General features: G+C 63.5%; 15 protein-coding genes and 1 pseudogene. 3 read left to right on the top strand and 13 right to left on the bottom strand.

Annotated elements, in window-relative coordinates:
* Window positions 1-622 (bottom strand): zinc ribbon domain-containing protein (locus AB0I22_RS38215; RefSeq protein WP_363135641.1); only part of this gene is annotated, 622 nt, incomplete at its 3' end.
* Window positions 583-831, bottom strand: a complete 249-nt coding sequence (locus AB0I22_RS38210; RefSeq protein WP_363135640.1) for a recombinase family protein — start codon at window positions 829-831, stop codon at window positions 583-585. The genes AB0I22_RS38215 and AB0I22_RS38210, both read right to left, overlap by 40 nt.
* On the opposite strand from AB0I22_RS38210, the gene AB0I22_RS38205 reads away from it, so the two are divergent.
* Window positions 795-1271, top strand: coding sequence for a guanylate kinase (locus AB0I22_RS38205; RefSeq protein WP_363135639.1), 477 nt, complete (start codon window positions 795-797; stop codon window positions 1269-1271). The two genes, AB0I22_RS38210 and AB0I22_RS38205, sit on opposite strands and share 37 nt — an antisense overlap.
* A gap of 57 nt (window positions 1272-1328) precedes the next feature.
* On the opposite strand, the gene AB0I22_RS38200 is transcribed toward AB0I22_RS38205, so the two are convergent.
* The 11 genes and pseudogenes from AB0I22_RS38200 to AB0I22_RS38150 form a co-directional block, all read right to left on the bottom strand.
* Window positions 1329-1832, bottom strand: a complete 504-nt coding sequence (locus AB0I22_RS38200; protein WP_363135638.1) for a hypothetical protein — start codon at window positions 1830-1832, stop codon at window positions 1329-1331.
* Window positions 1833-2059: 227 nt separating this feature from the next.
* Window positions 2060-2926 carry a DUF1932 domain-containing protein gene (locus AB0I22_RS38195; protein ID WP_363135637.1) on the bottom strand — a complete coding sequence of 289 codons (867 nt, stop codon included), beginning with the start codon at window positions 2924-2926 and terminating at the stop codon, window positions 2060-2062.
* An 11-nt stretch (window positions 2927-2937) separates the two neighbouring features.
* The gene (locus AB0I22_RS38190) at window positions 2938-3159 is read right to left on the bottom strand and encodes an HAD hydrolase-like protein (RefSeq protein WP_363135636.1); all 222 of its coding nucleotides are present in this window, start codon (window positions 3157-3159) and stop codon (window positions 2938-2940) included.
* Between the two features lie 95 nt (window positions 3160-3254).
* Window positions 3255-3644: pseudogene (locus tag AB0I22_RS38185) on the bottom strand (HAD family hydrolase); the annotation flags it as partial.
* On the bottom strand, window positions 3641-9238 hold the full coding sequence (locus tag AB0I22_RS38180) for a hypothetical protein (RefSeq protein WP_363135635.1): 5598 nt from the start codon (window positions 9236-9238) through the stop codon (window positions 3641-3643). The gene AB0I22_RS38180 and the pseudogene AB0I22_RS38185, both read right to left, overlap by 4 nt.
* The gene (locus tag AB0I22_RS38175) at window positions 9235-10884 is read right to left on the bottom strand and encodes a hypothetical protein (RefSeq protein WP_363135634.1); all 1650 of its coding nucleotides are present in this window, start codon (window positions 10882-10884) and stop codon (window positions 9235-9237) included. Before AB0I22_RS38175 ends, AB0I22_RS38180 begins: the two co-directional genes overlap by 4 nt.
* Entirely contained in the window at window positions 10881-15176 is a 4296-nt protein-coding gene (locus tag AB0I22_RS38170; RefSeq protein WP_363135633.1) for a protein kinase, read from the bottom strand. The genes AB0I22_RS38175 and AB0I22_RS38170 overlap by 4 nt, the downstream gene beginning before the upstream one ends.
* Window positions 15176-16591 carry a restriction endonuclease subunit S gene (locus AB0I22_RS38165; protein ID WP_363135632.1) on the bottom strand — a complete coding sequence of 472 codons (1416 nt, stop codon included), beginning with the start codon at window positions 16589-16591 and terminating at the stop codon, window positions 15176-15178. The genes AB0I22_RS38170 and AB0I22_RS38165 overlap by 1 nt, the downstream gene beginning before the upstream one ends.
* Window positions 16588-17229: a hypothetical protein gene (locus tag AB0I22_RS38160; protein ID WP_363135631.1), complete on the bottom strand. Its 642-nt coding sequence runs from the start codon at window positions 17227-17229 to the stop codon at window positions 16588-16590. The genes AB0I22_RS38165 and AB0I22_RS38160 overlap by 4 nt, the downstream gene beginning before the upstream one ends.
* Entirely contained in the window at window positions 17226-18518 is a 1293-nt protein-coding gene (locus AB0I22_RS38155) for an AAA family ATPase (RefSeq protein WP_363135630.1), read from the bottom strand. Before AB0I22_RS38155 ends, AB0I22_RS38160 begins: the two co-directional genes overlap by 4 nt.
* The gene (locus AB0I22_RS38150; protein ID WP_363135629.1) at window positions 18515-20674 is read right to left on the bottom strand and encodes an N-6 DNA methylase; all 2160 of its coding nucleotides are present in this window, start codon (window positions 20672-20674) and stop codon (window positions 18515-18517) included. The genes AB0I22_RS38155 and AB0I22_RS38150 overlap by 4 nt, the downstream gene beginning before the upstream one ends.
* A 356-nt stretch (window positions 20675-21030) precedes the next feature.
* Between AB0I22_RS38150 and AB0I22_RS38145 the strand changes: the two genes are divergently transcribed.
* A complete protein-coding gene (locus AB0I22_RS38145) occupies window positions 21031-22575 on the top strand; it encodes a CBS domain-containing protein (RefSeq protein ID WP_363135628.1) in 1545 nt (514 codons plus the stop codon).
* Between the two features lie 145 nt (window positions 22576-22720).
* A complete protein-coding gene (locus AB0I22_RS38140; RefSeq protein ID WP_363135627.1) occupies window positions 22721-23194 on the top strand; it encodes a hypothetical protein in 474 nt (157 codons plus the stop codon).
* Window positions 23195-23448 lie beyond the last annotated feature (254 nt).

Here is a 23448-nt window from a genome sequence, read left to right as displayed (position 1 = left end):
GGGAGACACGGGACGACATCCACGACGCCTTCCTCCAACTCGCCCACTGCATGATCCTCACCCGCAGACTCCCAGCATTCTGAAAGGACTCCTTACTGCTTTCGGGGTCTCCTTCCTCGTCGCCGGCGAGGTCGTCGAGTAGGCGATCCTGACGGCTTTCGATGCTCTTGATCGACTGCTGGAGCTGCTTGGTGCGGTCGGGGGCGTCCGCACTGCCGGGTGGTGGCTGGGCTGCGCCGAGTTGGGCGCGGAGGAGTTCTTCGCGCTGCGGACCGAAGACGCGGTCGGCGAAGAACCAGTGGACAGCGTCGAGGAGGATCTTCTCGTTCAGCCACAGCGCCTTGGGGTGTTGGTCGAACCATTCGGCCTTGCTGCGGCGGGTCTCGTCCTTGTAGCAGACGTAGTACGGGAGGCCCTTGCTGACCTTGCCGAACATCCGACGGTCGCACGGCGCGCAGTGGACGTAGGAGCGCAGGGGGTAGGTGCGGGTGGTCTGGGGATGGCTGTTGGGTTCGGAGCCGCTGCGGGACCCTTGGAGGGAACCCTTGTCGTTCCAGGCAGCGTTGAAGATCTCCCGCGTGGTCAGGGGCTCGTGGACGGGGCGGGGGGGGACCAGACCCATTCAGCGACCGAGTTGGCCTTGTTGCCCCTTTTCTTGCGTGCCCTGCGGTTCCACACCTGATAGCCGGTGTACTTGGGGTTCGAGAGGATGCCGCGTACGGCCTCGACAACCGCCTGGGAGCGGCAATATCGCTCACGGACCAGGTCCGCCAAGTCTTCGGAACGGTGCACTGATGAAGACCGGAATCCTGCTGTACGGTCCGCCCGCATCGGGCAAGGACACCATTACCATCGCGCTCACCGAACTCAACCCGTCCTACGGCCTGTTCAGCCGTATGAAGGTCGGCAGCGGTCGTACCCAGGGCTACCGCACGGCCTCGCGCGAGCAACTGGAGACGCTGGAAGCACGCGGCCACGTGCTCTACCGAAACGACCGCTACGACAGCACGTACGTCGTCGACCGCCCCGACCTCGACGAGGCAATGAGCGACGGGCGGGTCCCGATCGTGCATCTGGGCCAAATCGCGGGAGTGCAACAGGTGGCCGCCAGCTACCCGGCTCGCTGGTGGAAGGCCCTGCTCCGGCGCCCCGCGACCTCACCGAACTTCGCTCCACCAAACGCGGCGACACCGACACCCCGGCCCGCCTGGCAGCCTGGGATGCCACCGAGCGCGATCTCGCCGCACACCCGGACACCGCGTGGGACCTGATGATCCACACCGGCGACGTACCAGCCCAGAAGGCTGCCACCCTGATCCACGAACGGATCAGAGCTCACCATTGATATCCCTGGAGCCATCGGGCCCAGGATTCTTCAGCTCGACGGCCGGGCGGCAGACTCGCTGAGTGAGCGGGCCGGTCCAGGAACTCCGCTGCTCGTACGCAGCCATCCGCAGGGCGTGCTCGCTACGGATCATCTCTTCCAGCTCCGCCATGCTGGACACTCCGAGGTCACTGTCCCAGGCCGCAACCGCGACCTCGTGCACCGTCATGTATCCTATCTCGAGGAGCCGCACTTCGTCAGCGGTCCCGCCCCGCACACTTTTGGGCCGCCGAGACCTGCCAGGTACCCCCGCCTCGGCCTGCTTCTCGGCGGCATGTTCCTCCGCCATTTCGAGCAACAGCCGTTCACCTGCCTGATCGACGGAGTCCGCGATGCTCGTACGCCTTGCCGGGTCACCGTAATAACCGTGCGGAGCCCGGGACATGCACACACGAGAGGCAATGCTGACATCACGGATCTCAAGGAGCTTCGCTTCAAGTTCGGCCATGGACATTCCGCCTGGCGTACAGGCCCTGCGCGCAGCGATGTGCAGGGGAAGAAAGTCACGTACAACCCGAGCCCGGAGAAGGACCTTCGCCGCGTTCCTCATAGCCACTTCGTACGGGACGATTTCACTCATGCACCCCAGGCTCGCCTGCAACTCCCGGCTACGGGCCCGTCCTCCAGAACCCCTGCGGCGGGCCGCCCTGCTCAGATAGCTTGCGCACCTGCGCTCTACTGCTCCTTCCCCTGGCACCTCAAGGACTCTCCAGGAGACCCCGTCCGCAGCCCGCTGAGCGCGCCCTCGATACTCAGCTCCTGGTCCCGATCGCCGTCCCAACGCACGAGAACCTCCGCGACCGCCTGCATCACCTCCGCCAGCAACCCCGCCTCCCGGAACAACTCTGCGGCCCCCTCCATCTCCGGACCCCACCGCCATGCCCGCGAAGCGGTCTTGGGGATGTACCCGGTCTCCACGAGGTAGCTGCCGGGCCGCTTCCCAGCCACGTCCAGCAGTTCGTCACCGACCCCGTACTCCTCTGCCAACCCGAAGGAGAGAGCAGCCAGGACCCGCGACGCCTTCTGATAACTGGAGTAGGCGAGCTTGAGCGCAGACGCACGACCCAGCTCGCGCCCGAGCGAACGTATCTCCACGTGCGTCCCCGCGAAGAGCCCCTCCATCGTGGCGACGGGCTCGGGCTCACCCGCGACATAGAGCCGAGGCCGCTTGCCACCTCCAGGAGGCGATCCGATGACCACCGCATCGATGACCAAGCTGTCCGGCAGAATCTCCGCAATCCGTCCGAGCCGCTGGGGGGTGATGGCATTCACCTCCACGTAAAGCTTGCCTGCGAAGCCATGCGCTGCGACTGATTCCGCGACGCTTTCGGCTGCAGCCGGAGGGCACAACGAGATGACCACGTCTGCACGCTTCACGAGCACACCCAGGTCATCGACGCCCTCCAGCCCTGCCGCTGCAGCACGCACCGCGGAAGCGGCACTACGACCGGCCGTGTGCCACAGCACGTCCGCCCCACGGCCGCGCAGCTGTCCGGCAACCGCCGCCCCCATGCTGCCCGGATGAAGCATCCCCACGGTCATGGCCGCCATCGTCAAATCAGTTCCCTCATCCGCTGGATAGCGATCAACAGGTCGATCGCGGCGCGAGCGTCGCTCACCTCGTGATCAGGGCCCGCAAGCCCATCCGGCCAGCCATCGCCCCGATTGATCCACACCGTACGAAGTCCAGCCGCCCGGCCTCCGTCGATGTCGTTGACCGGATTGTCCCCGACCATCCACCCGACGCCTCCGACATCGCCCCGGCACCGGCGCACCGCCTCCGAGAACAATGCCCTGGCCGGCTTCGCGCTCCGACCTTTTCCGAGATGCACACGGCGTCCACGCGTTCGCCGATCCCCGTGGAACGCAGCTTCGCTCGCTGGATATCCACCGCACCGTTCGTGGCGATGCCGATCCTCCAGCCTGCGGCGCGGAGTGCGTCCAGTCCGGCAAGAACTTCAGGCGGACAACGGACTGCTGCCGCAATACCCGCGCAGTACTCCGCCCACAACTGTTCAGCAGTCTCGTCAAGACGAAAGCGGTCGCGCACCTCGGCGAAGTTCGCCGAACACGCCCGGTCTCTCAGAGCTCGTGCAGCCCACCTGGTCTCGTACATGCCAAGGTCTCGGTACCCGGTGAACGCCGCCACCCAGTCAGCCAGTGCGCGACGCCGGTCGATGAGCGTGTTGTCCAAGTCGAAGAGGACGAAGGACCGCAACCGATCACCTGAATCGCCATCGAACAGCACACTGCACGTCATCTCCCGTCCGCCGCCGTCTTGGTTGCCCCTCCGTGCCTAGTAATGCGGGGGCGGCACCGCATGCGGACTACTCCGTGACTGAACGCCGCGTCACTCGACTTGCTCGACCAGACGTACGCCTCCCCAGGGGCCAGTCTCGCCATCGCCTCCGCGCTCAGCCCGGAAAGCGAAGCGTTGGCTTTCTGGATGTGCTTGAGCCATGCCGGCGAAGTGAACTTGTGCAAGATGATGTGGTTCGACAACTCGATGAGCTGGACGGGTACCGAGGGCGGGTCCTGACTGGCGACCAGAACACTCATCCCCTTATGTCGCATTTCACGTACGGTTTCCACCAACCCTGCCACCAGATCCGGGCTCTCAATGTATTTATGCGCCTCGTCAAATACCACTAGCTTGTTGAAGTGCTCTTCGCCGTTCTTGGCCTCGGCGAACAGCTGCATGAGAACAACGAACAAGCCGAGGGCCTCGTCCTTTTCGATGAACTCGTCCCGGAGATCAACGATGATCAATCGCCCAGGTCGAACCATGGCCGTGAGCTCGGCAGAGTCGTCGATGTACTCGGCTGCAAGGTTCAGACGTTCTTGAGCCAGCTGCTTCAAATGATCCTGAAGCCCGGACTCCTCGACTCCCTGCCTGATAACGGAAAGGCTGAGATCTTGACGGTGCGCACGCATAATCCGTGTGAGTTGACGGATGTAGGTCGACTGATTGCCAACCGCCCCCATGAGGAAGCGCCAATGCGCAGCCTGAAGTTCCCGCGAAGAGAACTTCAGGGGCTGTACGTCAATGTCAGGATACTCCCGACGACGTCGCTCGACTTGGTCCGCTGGCGCCAAGAGCAGGACGTCCTCAAGTGCCTGCGGTCGAGCCCCGTACCGCTCTTCGAGAATCTTCAGCTGCTCTGTCTGATCATTAGGCCGAACCATGCTCGTGAACTCAGGCGCGTAGTCCTGGGTTTGACTGTAATGGAAGACAATGGTCGCAAGCGGATGCGGAAGATAATTGATCGGGGGCGCGGAAAGCGACGCCATCTCCATGATGCTTCCGAGGGTGTAACTCTTTCCTCCTCCCTGGACGCCAAAGAGGCTGATGGTGTGCGTTTCATTAAGATCCAATGCAATGGAGCGTCCCGCGACTTCGCCGAGCACACCGTACTGAGGCGAAGAATTCATCGTTCCCAGGAACACATCGGGAGCTGCGACGAGTTGGTGGGCAGGTGCGTCGACTGTCGGAGCCGAGTGGAATCCGGTTGTGTCTACCACTGTGGGTGAAGGGCTCGCGGCCACGATGTCACTCAGTTTGGAGTGGGGTGTTCCGCTTTGATCAGATTCATTAGTCTCAGCGGATGCGGGAACAGCAAGGGCCGGAGGCTCCGCCGCACGTTCAGTAGCCGGACTCTCTGAAGGTGCGGAAACCGGCTCGGTACGCTGGCCTCTCACCTCATCCGGTACGGATGTTGGCTCCGGCGGCGTCGCCTGAACCTCCCTCGTAAGATCATCTGGCACTCGGAAAGCAGCGTCGGGCAGCCGGGGGACGGTAAGAGGGAGCGCCGAGAGCGTCACCGGCGCTCGTCTGCTTGCGGCCTTACCTCCCGCTGTGGCCAGCTCGGCGCCATCTTCCGACTCGTCTTTGTGTCCTACCGCCGGATATTCGGTAGGGATGGCTTCGATGAGTTCCCTGATGAGGTCAAGACCGATCCGGTGGAACTCCACTCCATGCTCGTCCTCGCGGTCACTGCCGGTGCGTGCAAGGTCGAAGATCAGGCCGCTGCGGGTGAAATTCAACCTGTAACCCTTGTCCAGCCGATCCAGAAGGTCCGATGCCTGTTCGTACGACACAGCAGCCATCGAGCCGTGCCTCAAGGCTCGTTCGAGATAGAAGCGCAGCATGGACTCCAAGGTGAGGTTCTTGACGCTGCGGTCCACCCGGTCTGGGACAGCTCGGTGTGGATCGAAGGAGGCGGCCAAAACCTCCTGACTGCGGTCGATCTGTTCAGCGACCTTCAGCTTCAGCAGCTGATAGGCACCTACTTCGTGCAAGGCGGTATAGCACTTCACCTCGACGAGACGGCAGGTAACCGTCTGAGCTCGTGCGTCTAGGTAGAACAAAGCAAGGTCGCTGCGCTGGAAGGACAGAGCCTCACCTAGCTCCCTGGACTGTTTCCGGGTCTCGCTGTACAGGTCCAGATGGGCATCGAGCGGGACCACAATCTGGTTGCTGAGCACTCCCTGGTAGTCGAGGTACAGCCGGGCGAGCGCAAGCCCGAGGACCTCTGTTCGCTGAGTCGCGGCCGAGGAGGCGAGTTTGAAACCAAGGTTCCCCGACAACAGTCGTAGCTGCTCGAAGAACGTCTGCAAGTGCCGCTGTTCGACATCAAGTCCGTGCTGCGCAACGGTGGGGGCAAGAAGCGCACGCAGTTCTTCGACGGACCGTGAGCTGACGATGATTTGGTGTGCGAGGCCGCTGCCCACGCCGGGCGCGAAGTCGATCAAATACTCGGGCTGCCCAGTGTTGCCCGAGTGATCGAAGTATTCGAGCCCCAGAGCCCGGTCGACCGTGACAACCCAGTCACTCACCTGGTGTGCCTGATACAGCAGAGCCCGGTCCGCTGCTTCCAGAGTGAGCGTGGTGCAGGGGACGTGGAGAACGGTGTTCCCCCCCGTGGCCACGGTCGCTGCCGCTGTTGCCAGCAATTCAGGCAGCCTCCCCATCAGCAGCGCGAGGTCCTCGCCTTCCTCTACTGCCAGAGCAGGCCCAAAACGGGGAACCTTCCGCCAGATCGCCTCGCCAGCGGACTCGGAGTATTCCGAGGTGGCGGACTGCACCAGGCCATGAACGGGCGCCCCGGCGATCTGCCGGTGTTCAGCGGACCCGTGCCTCTCTCCTCCAAAGGCGTCCATCAGTACGGTGAGATGGGCACTGAACTGCTCGGAGTTCTGCTCGAATTCCTCAATGGAACGCACCGAGAATGCCAACTTCGAGCGAAGCGCGCCGCCTCCCGCGGCGAGGAAGGCCTCAGCTTCCGCGGTCACAGCTGAACCCTGAGCACTCAGGAGGTCGCTGAGAGCCCGTCCAGCCTCGGGGGCCTCGGGGTCCGGCACGCACAGCCGGATGTCGTAGCTGAGGTCCCGAGTGAACGGTCTCCGCTGCAGTTCAAGGAGCATGGCCGCGAGCAGCGCCCCGCTGTTCGCATTGACGGCGTTGAGGACCAGCGTTTGCACATACGGATGCAACCGCATGTAGCGCTCCACCCGGTCGGCCAGGTGCTTCCCGGACAGCCCGCTGGCTCCACCCCCTGTACGTTCAGCCGTCTTGGGCACCTGCAGTGCCTCGGCCAGCCGGCCAAGCAGCCCACGCGGATCTTCGTGTTCGCTAGGTAGGAAGGCTCCCCAGTACGGGGTCAGATCTTCGGCCGCAACCATCAGGCGCCCATCGCGCCGGGGGACGGCGTAGGGGAACCCGAGCGGCGACAATGCACTGAGCAGCGAGTCCCTGGCACCCAGCATGTGTGACCGGTCGGCTCCAGCCAGGCGGGTCAACCAGTCCCGGCCCAGATCCGCCCAGGTCGCCAACCAAAGAACCCGCAGGGGGTGGGTCGGAGAGACGAGCAGCACGGTGTCCCGGCGTCCGAAGCCGTCGGTGAGGGCCACCTCCACACAGTCGATCTGTTGGAGCTCGGTCAGCGCGGCGAGAGCTGCGCCCCGACCCTCGTCGTTCACGCGCTCCACATGACGCAGCTGCTCGGCCACCAACTCGGTGTACGACTCCGCGTACGCCACGAGGAGCGGCCTCAGCAGGTCGAGGTCATGGGCTTCGGTTACTAGGCCATCTCCCACTGCATCTTCGTCGCCTGCACCGAGGACCGCTTCGAAGTAAGCTCGCCGGGCGTGCAGGAAGACCGCGTACGCCTCGGCTGCACGTGAGCCGAGCCCGGGCCCCACCGCAGGAGCATCTTCTCGACTCGCTCCTGTGTTCTCTCCCGCGGCGAGCGTCATGCGCCATTGCCCGATTGCTTCGGGCTCGGCGAGCATCGACTGCTGCACTGCGGTCAGTTGGGGAACGAGCCGAATTTCCGCCCCGCCCGCCATGCCAATGCGGGATTGAAGTATGCCAGCCGCGCCGCGCTTACCGGTCTTCCAGCGGATGTCCTTCAGCCCGACACGTGCGGGGTCGTCGCCGCTGATGAGTGCATTGAACTGCAGGGTCCGCAGAGCCTGGGTAACTCCTTCGAACCGACCGGCTGACCGCTCCGGCGGTTCCTCGGTCTCGGCATCAGGGACAACGTAGAAGCGCTCGCTCTCACCGCCCCGGGATTCCGGGCCGGTTGATTCAGTAAGGAACGTCTCGCCTTGAGCGTCGAGCGCGGTGACCTTGATGTAATGCCAACCCTCGTCGAGGTCGACTCGGTTCAGCTTTTTCAGAACGGGCTTGAATTCCTTCTTGGCCGTCTTGCCCACGGCCAAGTGCGTCATCTGCCCGATGGGCCCACCCTGTTCCGAGCAGATATCCACACGGAACCGTTGGAGCCCATCCACTCGCCGAGGGTCCGGATCCACCGTAAAGCGGACCGTGATTTGACTGACACCCTTGGGGCCTGCCAGCAAATAGGGCTGACCGGCGATCGATTGGAGCTCTGCATGATCGTTCAGTTCTGCGGCGACATCCCCGGCCCGAGGTAGCTCCAGGTCCTGAACGTCAATCTTGAGTTCGGCTCGCTGCCGCTCTTTCAGTCGCCAATTCCCAAACGAAAGACCCCAGTTCTCCCGGTCGACGACGATACGCCGGGTCCAAGACGTCGGGTCATCGAAACCCGAGCGCGTTGCAAATTCCGCGAATTTTTTGGTGAACTCCTCATCAACGAAACCCAACTCCAGGACCCTCTGCCGCTCCGAGCGTGAGGAAGAGGTGATCTTGTCAACGAGTTCACTGTTGCGCCTGGCACGGTCAGTCAGCTCACCAGGGACGGAATAGAGCGCAAAGTCAGGCACAAGACCAAAATGAAAAACCGCAGCGCCAGCCACCTCTGGGCTGAAGTCATTGGCCTTCAGCGTGAGAAGGTATCCGGAGCGCGCCCGCGCAGTTGCCTGACCCCCACCGAGCAGCTTGAAAAGCTCGTCCACGCTGTCTCGGACCTGCGGAGGTACCTCCTCCAGAAGTCTTTCGGCCAGCAACTCATACGTATCTGCCAGCGAGACCTCCTCGAAGGTGGCGATCCCAAACGAGTCCTCGGCGCTCGCCCGATGGCCTGGCGGTACAAAGACCAGGAGCGGGCCACCACTGCCAGCCTCGTTCTCCTCGCTGCGGTTGCGTAGCTCCACCAGTTTCGTACTGGTCACTGCTGCCTCGCCCAGCGGACCGTCGGCCTCGATATCCTTCGCCGCGGCGAGCAGACACACGGTGGCGCCAGTGACTGCGCCCCGCAGCCTGAGCACCAACCGGACCGCAATGTCAGAGTCGAGTTCCGTGACGCGCATGCAGTGACCTGCACCGCGCTCGCGCAGGAGGCGTGTCAGACGGGGCACTAGTACGTCTTCCAGCGCGCCGCGCAGGTCCTGCGCGGTCGGCTCAATCAGTCCGCTGGTGCTGCCGCTCATCGGGACACCTCCGAAGGGGCCGAGGAGCCGATGACGTAGCGAGGAGTGATCGTCTGTGTCAGGTAGGCATCTGACATGTCCTGGTAGTAGCCGATCTCTCTCAGGCGGTGAAGAAATGCCGCGAAGTTGGAGCGCAGGGCAGCTTGATCGGCAAGTTCGGCTCCGGAAAACCCGTCGCCGTGCGGGAGCCTGTCGATGTGGATGCCGTAGCGCTCGCGAAGCAAGTCAAGGAACTCGTCAACGCGTAGTGGCGCAGTGTGATGGTTCCCATCAGGTCCTCGCCGCAGCAGTGAAATCTGAAGCAACATCTCCAGCAGCCGACTGTCGAGGACGAACCTTCGCTCCCCCCGGGTGCCGCGCGGTTGGGCAAGCAGCGCTCCTGGGCGATTCTTGAGCAACATGGAGTCAAGGCTGTCAACAACGAAGCCCCGGTGGTAGGCGCCCCGGTAGTGCATCAGAGTCTCGATATACGTCTGGAAGTCGTCCAGGCGAAGCGAGACGATCTGCTGTACTTCACCGGGCAGATCCTCATCCGCTTCGAGTACAGCGGCAAGGCGGCTGGTGAAATAGGCGTCGCGTTCGAGCTTCTGCACTTTGCCGAGCAGCGGCAGGACCTCTGCGACGGAGAAATGGGCGCGCCCTGCCGGATAGCTCAGCTTCTTCTTCTTCGTCACCAGATAGTCGGCGAACTCATCGAGTTTCCGTACGGTGTAAGTGGCTTGAATGAAGGCGGGAATACGTCGGTACCAGAGACCCGCACTGCGCTGGGCGAGCGCTGCCGCCGGCGATGCGGGTACCCCGTCCACATCGACAAACAGGTGGACCTGGTGTGGGCAAGGGTGACCGTGATGCGTACCCACATGCCCCGCAGCACAGCCGGGCTCGACCCGCCCTTGTTCTACTGCTGCGGGAAGCAACTTCATCATCCGCAGGTGGTAGAGCCCCAGGTGGAAGGCGAAGAGCACCTTCAAGTAGTCCACGAGGACCGTACGTGGCATGTGCCTGCGGTGGTAAAGCAGCTTCATCACGTCGTCGGCGAGCAGTCTCGCCGGCTCAGCACACAACTGTGGATACGGTGTCCGCTTCTTGCTGTCGTCCGGACGGTCCTCAACCTGCCCTGAGACGGCAGTCACCAGGTGGAACAGCGCTTGGGTCTCCACGTCAGTGTCAGGGCCCGGCACGATCCGCCCGGTCTGCCGGTCCACGTCAGAGAAGAAGAAGCTCTGCAGCTCCTTGAGTGCGTATCCCCCACCGGTGGCGGCCAACATCTCGTAGAGCTGCTCGTCGGCACCGTAAGGCCGGGAGCGGCGACTGTTACGAAACCGGTAGGTGAAGCCGTGCAGCGGCCGAGGCCCGGCCACCGCCTCGTTCGCCTTTCCTCGGTTCACGAGGTCCAGCAGGTGCGTACTCATCCACCGGGCGGTGGTGTCCTCGTCAAATCCTGCGAAGGACTCCGGGTGGTCGGTGACGAGAGAAACGAAGTCGTCAACACTCAACTCACCGGCCCGGCGGATCCGGCTGGGCCGTCCTTGATGCCACAACCGGGCCAGGAAGGCCGTCAGTACCCGATCCATGTCCAGAGTCTTGTAGTCCAGCCGGCTCACCCCGGGGTGCCGGAACTCTTTGTCCTTGCCCGTCAGCGTCATGTGGACTCCTTCTCCTGAACGTGAACGGAGCCCGCAACGGCCTCCATATGCAGTACTCCGTTCTCCCCCCGCCGGATCCGGTGCAGGTCGTGGCCGTGGGTGGTCAGGAGCACCTCCTGATAGGGCACGGCTGCCAAGGTGTTCTTGAAGACGGCCAGGGCGAGTTGCCGCCCGCGCGCATCGGCGGCCGTGGGCCGGTACCCCTGCGCGAAGCGCTCAAGGAGCTCGAACAGGTCGAGCTGGATAGAGAGTTCAGCCAGCTCAGTGCCGGGTACGGCAGGGTCGCGGTAACGCAGCATCAGCGACTGTCTACTGCTCTCCACATACGGCGAGGTGCCTGCCTGACCAGCAGTCAGGCTGAACCCGTCCGCCGGGAACAGCCGGTAGCTGCGCACCGTGCCGCGTGGCACCTCGCGCACCTGCAGGGCGAGCGCGTCACCCAGCCGGGAGGGTGCCGCGAGTCCCTCCCCGCGATTGAGTGCAGCCAGCAGGCCCGGCAATGCCTCCCGGGCCTGCACGGGAGAGGAAAGCAGATCCAGGAAGCGCAGCGCGGAGCGATACGGGAGCATCGCCTCGGAGCGCTCCTCGTCGTACGCCTCGAAATACAACAGGCGTCGAACCCCGTCCAAGTACGCACGGTGCGCAGTCCGCTGCTCTGCACTACCCGAGGCCGACCGGGACAGCCGCTCGAACTGTGCGACCAGCAACTCTCGGTCACGCGTCCCTCGCCCGTCGACAGCCACCATGGCCCGCTCGTCCAGAAGCCCTGTGTAGTCCAGTTTCCGGTCGAGCTGAGGCTGCGGAACGGAGGCAACATCCACCTGCCGCAGTAGGCCAAGCAGCCGGTCCTGCTCGACCTGGGTGCCCTCACCTGTGGGCGGTGCCCCCATAAAGGCAGAGAAATAGAAACTGTCGATGACTGGCTGCGCCTCGCCCGTGGCGTACAGCTCGTGAATCTCTGCACAGTCACGGCCCGAGGTGAGGGTGTAGGCGAGTGCAGAGCGCAGGTCGCGCAGGGTGATGTGCAGTTGCCCCCGCAACCGTGTCAGTTCGTAGATCCTCCGCAGTCGGCTCTTGGCCTGGGGGCCTGCCACGGGGTGGCTGAAGGTCTGGGCATTGTGTCGGGCGTAGCAAGTGGCAACGAGGTCACAAGAGGCACAGGCGTCCCAGAACTGCTCGCGGGTCATCAGGTCGGTCATCCGCTCCAGGATCGACTCCCCATCCTGGGCATTGCCGTCGACGTCCACGACGCGCGCAGTGACATCCCGCGCGTTGAGGTTGACGACGGCGACCATGTCTCCCGTCGCACTTCCGGTCAGTCCAGCGTTCACCAGAGTGGACAGCTGAGGAAAGCGATCCAGCCGGTGGCTGAGGAAATCCACGAGGCGGCCCTCGTTGACGGCAATCAACCGTGTCTGCCCTGTCACCTGCCAGGCAGATTCTTCCTCGCCTGCGTACGGAGCAAAGAACTCCTCCAGGACCAGGTCGCTGTCGTTGTCTTCCTCGTCCTGGCTGCCGTCGTGATTTGTACGAAACTCTTGCTTGCCGAGCGTGAAGTCCGCGCCGTTAGGGCGGGGCGGTCCAAAGATGGCTCCCGCGTCCCGGGCCTGCTGCTCGAAGCGTTCCAGGAAGGCGGTCTTGCCATCGCCAGCGTTTCCGGTCACGACGACCAGTGCATGCTTTCCGTCTCTCAAGGCGGGCAGCAACTTCTCATCGAGAGCGGTCGCCACATACACCTGCATGCCCACCGGGTCCAGACCTCGAGTGCCGCGATTACTGCGATGACTCTGGCTGTAGAGGGTCTGCAGATGCGTGACGTACGGGTTGGTGTTCGGCGCCTCGGACTCGGGCTTCGCCTCGTCCTGGAGCACGGGCGCGGGTAGCGTCGGCTGTGGCTTGCGCAGCTGCTGGACCCGCGCCGATTCCAGCCGCTCCAGCGCGGCAAGCAGGGCACCCGCGGAGGCGAATCGCTCGCTGCGGTACGGCGAGATCGCCTTCAGCAGGATCTCCACCAGTCCGGGCGCCACATTCCCGAAACCGCTGTACAGCTCCCTCGGGTCAACCGCACGCACACCGGGCGGCGGGTTCGGTGTGGACTGCCAGGGATACTGCCCCTGGGTGAGCGCCTCGTACAGCGTGATACCGAGTGCGTAGAGGTCGCGGTCGGTGTACGCACTGCCGTCGGCCGGGAAGTCCACGAGGTCCGGCGGTAGGTAACGGGGGGTGTTCCCGGTGTGTCCTGGTGAGGAGTCGGCCATCTTGGAGATACCAAAGTCGATCAGCTTGACGCCATCATCAGTCCAGAGCAGATTGCTCGGCTTGATGTCGCAGTGCCACACCCCGTGAGCATGGATGTGCGCGAGGCCCCGTGCAGTGTCCACCGCGAGTCGCCTCACGTCCTCGGGCCCCAGTCGGCCCGATCGGATGATCTCTCCGACATCCTTGCCTTCGACGTACTCGAAGACGATGTACGGGTAGAGGTCCGGGGGTGGCAGCCGGTCCGCATCGATGACTGCCACCACATTGGGATGTGGGTCAGCGCCCAACCGTTCCAACGCTGTGAATTCGCGTTGGAGCGCCTCCATGGGCGAATGCCGGTCGCGCAGGACCAGCTTCACCGCCCGGTCGAGATTCCGTATGGTGTCGTACATCTTGTACGCAACGCCGCTAGCCCCGGGCAGCCCCATACGATTGCGCACCAGGAACTTGGTGCCGAACTGGGATTCCGCGGGCAGGTTCTTGAAGAAATTCGCGTCCCGAGGTGCGTCTTCGCCGCCGCCGCTGGCCCCTTCGCCAGGAGGGGGGCTCGCAGGCGGCTGCTGAGGCGGCACGGCGCCAGCCGAGCCGCCCGTACGCTTGGCCGGAGCGCTCTGTGCGTTCACCGCCAGGTCAAAACGGCGCAGCGCCTCGCCCGCTTTGGGGGCCCGGCCCGCCGGATCAGCGGCACAGAGCAGTTGCAGCCAGTGCGTCAGCTCCGGCCCGACTCCAGCCTGATCCAGCAGGCTCACGGGGAGACGACTGCCAGGGTCCGCCTGCTCGGTGGCGGAAGCGAACGGTGGTGATCCGGCAAGCAGTTCAAAGGCGATCACACCGACGGCATAGAGGTCTGCAGCAGGGCCCATGGCTGTGGGATCGGCGTGGCACTCCGGGGCCAGATAGGCCAGTTCAGCGGCGGCCCGCGCCTCCCGCATCACCGTGTGCCCGCGCTTCTGCGCAGTCTTGGCGTAGTCGAAGCCGGTGAGCATCGCCCGGCCGTCCTGGGCCAGGAGGACCGTAGCGGGGCTCAACTCCCGGTGGATGATGTGGCGATGGTGTGCGTGGGCCAGGCCGAGCAGGATGTGCCGAATCACCCGCAACTTGGCATCGGCGGTGAGCGCGTCGGCGGACCCGCTGAGATGAAGGCGCAGAGCATGCCCGGGTACGTCGTCGTAGACCGTGACCCAGCCGCTCTCGTCCTCGGTCGAGAAGAAGTCCCGTACCCCAACGATGTGGGGGTGGGCGGGAAGCTTGCCGAGCGCCTCGTAGGCGACACCGATCTTCTTCTGCTGGAGCGCCCGTTCAGCGGTGGGCGCGTACGGATCAGCGGCGCGTACGGACAGCCGTACGGTCCCCGAGCCGCGCACGGCGTCAGCGTTGCGGGCCCGGTACTCGTCCAGGACGTCGATGCCGGGGGCGCGTTGGGATTCGCTGAGCCGCTCGATGACCTCCCAGCTACCGAAATGTAACGGGCCGGACTGCGGACGGGCAGTACCGGTGAGGGCAGTCACGATGGTGCTGTGGTGTGCGGACACATCCGCGTCAACCGGGCGGGTGCCGGTCGGCACACGCGAGACGTCGGCAAGGCGGGGAATCAGGTCCGGCAGGATCACCGTCGCCTTCTCGTCCCGTTGGTCGGCAGTGCGGTCGATCAGCGCCGCGTCCGGGGCGGACAACACGACCAAAGCAGCGGTGTACACACGGGACAGCCGCAGATCGGCGTCCTGGAGCAGGCTCTTGAGCTGCTTGGCGTGCCCACGCAGCTTGGGCAGCGGGCTCCTGAACGGTGCCCGTCCGGCCGGGCACCAACGGCCCCCCTCCACCTCGATCCGGCCCCGTGTGCCCTTCACATCGATGGCGAACACGGCGTGGCCGGTGACCACGACAAGGTCCACCTCGAACAACTCGCCCCGGCGCGGGATCTCCAGGGAATGCAACACCGTCCAGTCGTCCGGGCCGTGATCACGCAAGTGCGCGATCACCTGACGCTCGGCGTCGTTTACGGCCTCCCCCACCGCGATGACCCTGGCGCCCATCAGACAGCGGCCTCCCTTTCGATCGCCTCTGTGAGGAGTGCGAGAGCTTGGTCTTCGAGCACGTCAGCCTGGTCGCGGTCGCGATAGGCCTGGCGGACGGTTTCAGCAATGCGCTCGCGGTCGGCGGGCGGAGCGAGGGGAATTGGGAGTTCCGCCAACAGGGCGGGATGGATACTCTGTGGCCCCGTACCAGCAAGCATGCTGCGCATAAGACGGAAAGCAACTTCGGAGCGAAAGAAGCTAAAAAGATAGGCCCCCGAAATTTCCGAACTCGGGGAATAGACCCGCAAGAAGTGTTCCGTGTACGCGTACTTAAGCCAGCTCCCTGTCACAAACATCGATCTACCAAACAAACCACTCTCACTAACCAGACCCTGGGCAGTCACCATGATCGTTTCATCTTCAGCAAAGATCCCGGGGTCGTTCGACTTTTTAATCCAGCGATCTTCTGGGCGATTCCAGAAAGCCTGTCGCTGACCCAATAGCCTCACGCCGTGCCCTTCTCCCGTTTCCAACCGGGCAGCTCGCAGGCCACGACTCAATTTACCGCCTCTGCAAATTTCCCCGAGCGGGAGATTTGGGACGGCCGTAAAAGCTTCCTTGATTCGTCGAGCCCGCTCCCCGTAATTACTAGCACGCAAAGACACCGCCCCTACGCCCTTAACTCCGAATCCCAAATCACGCTCCTGCTGGTGCCAACGCAATTCGTTCAACTCAGGGAGGCCTACACATCTGAAGAGGTCCTCCGTTGCGGCGACGACTCCTTCCTGAAAGGCGGTGCGCAGCTGGGATGCTTCTTCTACCAGTTCATGGACTTTCTGTTCCAGCTTTTCGCCGAACCGCGGCACCGGGAGTCCGGCGATGTGATGCGGCTCAATGTGCTGAATAATTGCCCCGTACGCCGAACTCGCAATCATCGGAACCCCGTACGGACTCCGTAGGAACGTGTAGAGGTATCCCGAGAGCATATGACCGCTCTTCGGAGCGACCTTCATGATGTGCTGGGACGAACAAATCCCCTTCATGTCAGATCGAACATAGGCCATGCGGCCGATCGTTCCGGAGCACGAGATCAGGGTCATTCCCGGCTCGATCTTCAGATACGGAAACTTTTCTGCGACCTCCTTGCTCAGTCGCGGCAAGAAGCTAAGGTCCGCCTCCATCATGTCCGTGCTACCGAGGAATGGCACCGTGCGCTCGGGGTCATGCAGGTAGATCCGGCTGAACTTCGGCCCGTTGAAGATCCCCCCGTTATGCCCCGCCGTCACCTCCGAAAGCTTGTCTGTCCGCGGAAACCTCTCCAACAACTTCTTCGCCTCAAGCGCCCCCGAAAGATACGGCGCCGGGTCCAGCCGGAAGCCCTGCTCGGCGAGCCATGCCGAGGTGACGGGGTTGGACGGGTTGACGAGCTTCACGAGGCGTACTCCGAGGGGAACCAGGTCTGGAGGGTGGACAGAAGGCGTTTGAACGCGGGGTCGGTGCAGCCCTTGAAGGACAATTCAGCGGCCCGTCGGAAGACCGCGTTGCTCTTGTCTGCGCGGTACTGCCGGGACTTACGCAGGTACATGAGCGCTTCCTTCGGGTCCGTCGGCTTGGCCTGGCCAGTCGGCCAAGCCGACGGACCCATGGACGGCAGCAACTCCCTCATCGGCTTGCCCCGGTACTGGGCCGGGATATTGAGGACACGGCCGAGCTCGGGGCTGTCCCGCCAGAACCAGACTTCCAGCTCCGGATCGAGGACGATCACCGCGGAATTCTTCCAGACCCCGTCCAGCTGCGCCTCGACCGCTTCCCGTATGGCGTCCGCTCCCGGGCTGCCCTCCCACGCCGCGTCCACCATGACCACAGCATGCGACTCGGTCAGTTCGTACGGTCTGAGGAGTTCCCGGGCGGTGTTGTACACCCCAGGGTCTTTGGTCGGCGAGACGATGATCTCGTGGGTGAACGGCGCGCAGTTCACCCGCGAATGCGCCTGTCCTCGCCCGAAGAATCCGCGCAGCATCTGTTCCATCCCCCCGTCTGCCACCAGGAAGACGACATTGCGCTCGGTCAACTCAAGACCCCCGCCGCGAAGAGTGTGCCGATATCCAATGCACCCTGCCAGTCCTTCAGCCGTGGGTGCTGGTCACCGCGAATCACCGTAACCTGGCCATCACCATTGAGCTGGGCAGCCAGCACATCTCTGAGGTCGACGTTTGCGAGCACCAACGGTGAGTGCGTGGACATCCACACCTGGGTGTCGTACATCGACTCCAGTGACTGCACCACCGTCTCTATCGCCCGGGGATGGATGCCGTTCTCCGGTTCTTCCGTCACCAACATCCGCGGTGCCTCAGGTAGATACGACAGAAGACTTAGCGCGAATACCCGAAGCGTGCCGTCCGAGAGCCCACTGCTGGTCACCCGGTGGCCGCCGCGATATCGGACGTCGAAGTAGGCGTACCGATCCTCTTCCCGTATCCGCACATCGATGGCCTCGATCTGCGGGAGAGCGGTCTGTACGTGCTCCACCCACGCCTGGTAGCGCTCCTCGTCCGTCTCCCGGAGGGTCTTCGCCAACCACGGAGTGTTCCGGGCGTCCGCCCGCAGCGGCTCGCGCGCGCCGCCGGGCGGCGACGCGGTACGCAGTCCCGCCCAGTCCGGGGCGTAGTTAACAGCGTCCTGTTGAAGCAGGTCGAGGAACCATAGCGCCGCCGGATACATTTCGCGGTCCTCAGGCAGCGTCGCCAGGGCCAAGCGGTCAGGACGAAGCTGGCGGGGGCCAGCCTTCCGGCGGGAGAGTTCCGGCAGGAAAAACGGGGGCTCGCCACGCTCACGCCGGATGATGTAGCGCCATCCCTTGTGCGCCGTCTCACGCTTGAGGCCTTGTGGCTGCCCTTGAAGGATCTGTCCGAGTACCGGCGGATTGCGGTACTCGTTGAAGAGGAAGAGATACTCCTCCGCGATCTGCAGATCGGTCCCGTTGAAGACTTCAAAGCGAATCTCGTACCGCAGATGGGTGGGCTGAAGTTGGCTGAGATGCCCAGTGGTCTCGTCCGCGTGCTTGCGCGCGATGTCATCGTCGAGCTTGGCCTCCACGATGAGCGTGAACTCATTCCCGCGCCCGCAGTGCATGAGCTCGCTCAACGTATGCGCGCGCGGCGCAGCCGCGCCGCCCTGCGGCACCAGGAAGGCATCAGAGACCGGCTGGCGCGGCTGGAGCAGATCGCCGAGTAGACCCGGGATGTCCAGGAGCGTTGTCTTACCTGCGCCGTTGGGGCCCGCGAGCACGTGGAAGCGCCCCAGGTCGACCGCCAGCTTGCGGAAGCAACGGTACTGGTACGCCTCGATACGCGTGATCATGCGTGCCTGCCGCTGCGGAGCGCTGCCGGATCGGCACCGGGCATCGGGTACTTCTCACGGAATTCCCGGTACTTCTGAGCAATCACCGGCAGATCGTTGTCGATGACCGGAGTGCTGCGAGTGAGCCGACGAATGACTTCCTCGCCCTTGATCCGGATCCGCTCGCGCTCCTCCGTCTCCTCCATCACGATCTCTCCCTCCGCAGTGCGCTTGTACAGCTCCTGGCCACGGCGGTCGAAGCCGACCTTCTCAGCGACCGCCATGAACACCTCGTACGGATTCTCGCTGCCCATGCGGAAGTTGCTCACTTCCTGCGATGTCTTCTTCTTGAGGAAGAGCAGCGTGGTGAGGATGTTGACGTTGGCGTCGACGATGAATGTCTCCACCGGCAGTTCAACACTGGCCAGTACCCAGCAGTGTTCGAGGATGTACTCCCGGATCTTCTGGTCCGTCGGGCCGGGGTTGGAGAGGATGCCGTTCGGCAGGACGATGCCGATACGGCCGCCCGGCTTGACCCACTCGATGGCGCGCTGGATGAACAGCTGCTCCGGCGCCATGCTGGACGGCCGGCTGACAGTGCTCTCCTCGATCTCACCGGTGTCCCGGTTCTTCGACCAGGATTTGGCCACACCGTCGCGGAACTGGTTCAGGACCGCGTCATCACTGATCGGGATGTCCGCGCCGAAGGGCGGGTTAGTAAGGAGCACGTCGACCGTGGCGTTCGTGGCAGGTGGGTTGTCCAGCGGAATGGACTTCAGGGCGGGTGCCGTACCCGGGAGGTGTTCACCGAGCGGGAAGGCCAGCGAGTCCATGTGGAAGACGTTCCCGGTGGTGTCCGCGAGCGTCATGATGTTCATGGTGGTGGCCCGAACCAGGAAGGGGTCGAAGTCCGCTCCGAAGAGATGCTTCTCCGCGTAGGCGCGCAGCCGGTCACGGAACCGCTCCTGCTGCTCCTCTGTGTCCGGGAATCCGTAGGTGTTCTCCGCCTTCTGCCAGGCGTGGTGCAGATGGTTGAGCGTCGCCTGGAGGAATCCGCCGGTGCCACAGGTGGGGTCGAGGACCGTCTCATCCTCCTGCGGGTCGAGAATCTCCACCATCAGGTTCACCGCGCCGCGAGGCGTGAAGTACTGGCCGCGGTCACCGCGCAGGTTGGTACCAACAAGTTCCTGATAGGCGATGCCCTTGGCGTCGATGTCGGTGCCGCCCAGGTCGTACGGAGCGAGCGCAGCAACGATGAAGGAAAGCGCCTTGTCGGACAGCGTGATCTCGTCACTGGGGCGGAACACCGACTTGTACTGGCCCTTGACCTCTTCGAAGAGCGCCTTGACCCGGTCAGCGATGTCCTTCCGACCCTCGGCGGTGTTCCTTTCCGTCATGCCTACCTGGAAGCGCGCACGACCCGTTCCCCGGCTTTTCCGCTCGTCGTACATCTTCGCGAAGAGCAAGTAGAGGAACTGCCAGAAGGCGGCGTCCTTGGGCATGCCCTCGTTGCCATGGATGTAGTTGTGGCAGCGCCGGAAGGAGACCTTGAGCATCTCCGGCTCGGCTCGGCGAAGGCGCTGGTGGGAGACGACAGTGCGGCTACCGATACTCTCCGGTGCCACGTCCCAGTCACTGCGGTGCTCAAATGTCGTGCCGAACTTGCTGGCGATCTTCTTCAGGAAGAAGAAGTCGGTACCGTCCGTCCATAGTCCGTCCGCACACTCCGGCCGGTCCTCAGCACCTAGCAGGTCCTTGAGCTCCTGAAGGTCCTTGTCAGCCTGCTCAGGTTCGCGAAGCTTCACCACGTTCTTGCCCCGCTTGGGCTCGGGCTTGCAAACCACCACCCGGCGCAGATTCGTGACCTCGTGTCGGGCATCGTGCGCAAAGATCGCGATGTCGACCTTCTTGGTCTTCTTTCGAGCACCGTCCGTAGCGACCGGCACCGGAAAGTCACGAACCATGTCTCCGGGAGAGATCCCGTGCTCGTGGAAGAGCGCACGGGCGATGCGCTGGCGCACCTTTTCCTTGGGGCTGTCCTTGATTGCCTCACCTGTGATGTAGTCGACGATCTGACCTTCGCCGAGCGAGGTCACCCTGGGCTCCGGCTCCGCCGCGGACGGCTCACCAGTCTTCTCGGCCGTCGACATCTCCAGGTCCAAGGTCAGCTCCTCCATGGGTGGCCACTCATCTCAATCTCGTTCTCGGTACCAGCGCCGACCGGGGCCGGGACTTACTACACATGCGATCTTAGGGCGCTGCGGCTACGACCGCGGCTCCGTAGGAGAACTGCGTCCCCAGGCGCTCCGGCAGGGTATCGAGGGGTACTGACATTTGCCCCGCCCCGGCACTCCAAGGCCGCAAAGGCTTTCCACTGACGATCACAGTGAGTGATCAATCACGACGGCCATCCTCACGCTGCGTGCAAAAGATCTAGAGCAGATTCCAACCGACCCCCGGGCCCCGCACTGGGCCCGGTCGCCCCAGTAGCATCCGAACAGCAGATGGACGACATCAACGGCGGGGGCGTGAAATGCGGGCATGGGTGGTCAGGGCCGGGACCGAGGGGGAGCGCGAGGAGCCCGCGTTTGAGCAAAGCATCATCGCCGCTGGATGGCCTGAGCTCGGCGACATCACCAAGGCCGAAGGCCGTGAGGACCTGCGAGCTCTCCTCACCAAAACCTATCCGGACTACAACCGTCGCGTGATCGGGAACTGGGCCGGTCAGTTGCTGCGCTTCCGGCACGTCATGAAGGTCGGCGATCTCGTTGTGCTGCCGCGCCGAAACCGGCAGCTTGCAGTGGGGCGGATCATGGGCGACTACGTGTTCCATCCCGATGCTGTGCCAGGGTTGCAGCACATACGCCGGGTCGAGTGGAAGCACACCGCGCTGGAGCGCCAGGTCGTCAAGCAGGACTTGCTCTACAGCATGGGCTCGCTGATGACGGTATTCGAACTCCGCCGGGCCAACGCCTCCGAGCGCGTGGCCACCCTCTTCGACCACGGCGCCGACCCTGGACCTGCCGAGGATGAGTCGGCCGCGGACAGTCCCCCGTCAGCTTCTGCCGCCCTGTTGGACAAGGCTGTCAATGCACCTGTCGACCAGCCTCTTTCCCTCAAGTTGCACGAACTGATCGAGGCTTGGCCTACAGGACGCATGTCCTCGGTGCTCACGCAAATTGAAGCCGATCTTCACGACCAGGGACTCACCGCCAGCCCTCTGATCACCGTGGCCGGCTTGCAAAGCACCATCAAGTTGCTACGCACCGGTGCCGAGCCGGGCCCTGAACAGCCGCAGTTGACCACGGACGAGGTTCCGGACGAGGAAGCCGAGCACGAACCGCTCACCTACCGGGTGAACCACCTCGCGACCGCAGCCAGCGGCATAACCAGCATCCGCATTGGCGAGACCCTGAAGAGGGCCATCACCGTCATGGCTCAGAAAAACATCTCCCAGCTACCTGTCCTTGACGAGCACGGACGGCTCTGCGGCGCAGTGACCTGGGAATCGATCGGCGAGTCCCTGCTGCATCGTGCACCCACGACACTGGCCGAAGTCACCGTCAGGTCTCCGCTGTCTTTGGACGGCCAGAGCAAATTGCTCGCCTCGATCGACCAAATCCATGAACGCGGTTACGCCTTCGTTCACGACAAGCATGTCATCACCGGCATCATCACCACCGCCGACGTGACTGCCCAGTTCGGAACCCGCGTCGAGCCTTTCGTACTGCTTGAGGAACTGGAGCAGCGCTTGCGGCGTCTGCTCCACCAAGCATTGGAAAACGGGCACCTCACCCTGGAACAGATTCGCTCCACCTTGCAGTCCAATCGCAAGAAGCGTGTAAATTCACCCGATGACCTCACTCTCGGTGAGTACCCATACGTCTTGGCCCCCAAAGACAACTGGGATGCACTGAAGTGCAATGCCGACCAACAGACCGTTCGTGACTCACTTACCGAGTGCGCCAAGTTTCGCAACGAGCTGATGCACTTCGACCCCACCTCCACTCAAGAGCGCGATCTCGCCCCTGTACAAGGAGCCCTCAAGATGTTGCGCGCCTTGCACCCCATCGACTGAGACGACACGGGCGTAGCCGGGACCCTGCCCCGCGTTCCAGCCATATAGGCAGGAGCAGCATCCGGCGAACACGGCGGCAGATCTGTTGCCACGTAGCCACGTGGAGCCATTTCACATAAAATGCCTGACCTGTGATGATTTCGATTTGAGCTACAGGAAGGGCTCTCCCGTGGCGAAGCGATGCAGTGGATGGATCACCACGCTTCAAGGCCAAAAGGTGATGTTCACCGGCAAAGTCCTTATCGACGGCGAGTGGACGTACCGCAAGGTTTGCGTGGCCCTCATCGAACCCCTGGGAGCCACCTACGTCCCCCGGTTCAATCAGAAAGTAACGCTGGCAGTACACGGCGACTTGGCAGGCAAGGCGGTCGTCGACGAGAAGGGCGGCTTGGGCGAGAAGCTTCTCGACGTGCTCAAGTCCCGGAAGCTGGGCAGACATGTCCACGTCGTCGACGGTGCCGGGTTCTCCGACCTGCTCCATGGAGCTTCTGCACCCTGCCTGAAGCTACGCCCTTACGAGAATGGAGTGCTCGTCCTTCCGCTCGACGAAGGACATAGCGCACCGCCGGGAAGCTTTGAACGCCTAGCCATGCGGACGAAAGATGGACCAATGAGCTGAAAGCAGGGCGGGGAGGCTCACTGGTAACACCCCTCGTACTCTGAATTACCTCAGCCTGAGGTTCTCGCCCTGTGCGTGCACCAGCAAACTATCGTGCCACTCCAGGATGATCGCCCGAAGACCGCCCACCCCGTCGACACATCCGTGATGATGGAAGACTGAGGTTCCCCCGAGATGCGGAGTCCGTTGACAGCGGGTCAGATGGGACTCATGAGAGGACCTGTGACCATGGCTGCACCCCGGAAATACTCACT

This window comes from Streptomyces sp. NPDC050610 (assembly GCF_040654875.1).
In the GTDB taxonomy this organism is placed as follows: Bacteria; Actinomycetota; Actinomycetes; order Streptomycetales; family Streptomycetaceae; genus Streptomyces.
The sequence above is the reverse complement of the archived record's forward strand: the minus strand, read 5'-3'. Positions and strand labels throughout refer to the sequence as shown.

Excerpts from the sequence above, each read along its gene's own strand:
- AB0I22_RS38150 (WP_363135629.1), bottom strand. The coding sequence starts at position 20,674 with ATGGAGGAGCTGACCTTGGACCTGGAGATGTCGACGGCCGAGAAGACT.
- AB0I22_RS38145 (WP_363135628.1), top strand. The coding sequence starts at position 21,031 with ATGCGGGCATGGGTGGTCAGGGCCGGGACCGAGGGGGAGCGCGAGGAG.
- AB0I22_RS38200 (WP_363135638.1), bottom strand. The coding sequence starts at position 1,832 with ATGGCCGAACTTGAAGCGAAGCTCCTTGAGATCCGTGATGTCAGCATT.
- AB0I22_RS38180 (WP_363135635.1), bottom strand. The coding sequence starts at position 9,238 with ATGAGCGGCAGCACCAGCGGACTGATTGAGCCGACCGCGCAGGACCTG.
- AB0I22_RS38210 (WP_363135640.1), bottom strand. The coding sequence starts at position 831 with ATGCGGGCGGACCGTACAGCAGGATTCCGGTCTTCATCAGTGCACCGT.
- AB0I22_RS38205 (WP_363135639.1), top strand. The coding sequence starts at position 795 with ATGAAGACCGGAATCCTGCTGTACGGTCCGCCCGCATCGGGCAAGGAC.
- AB0I22_RS38155 (WP_363135630.1), bottom strand. The coding sequence starts at position 18,518 with ATGATCACGCGTATCGAGGCGTACCAGTACCGTTGCTTCCGCAAGCTG.
- AB0I22_RS38195 (WP_363135637.1), bottom strand. The coding sequence starts at position 2,926 with ATGACCGTGGGGATGCTTCATCCGGGCAGCATGGGGGCGGCGGTTGCC.
- AB0I22_RS38175 (WP_363135634.1), bottom strand. The coding sequence starts at position 10,884 with ATGACGCTGACGGGCAAGGACAAAGAGTTCCGGCACCCCGGGGTGAGC.
- AB0I22_RS38170 (WP_363135633.1), bottom strand. The coding sequence starts at position 15,176 with ATGGGCGCCAGGGTCATCGCGGTGGGGGAGGCCGTAAACGACGCCGAG.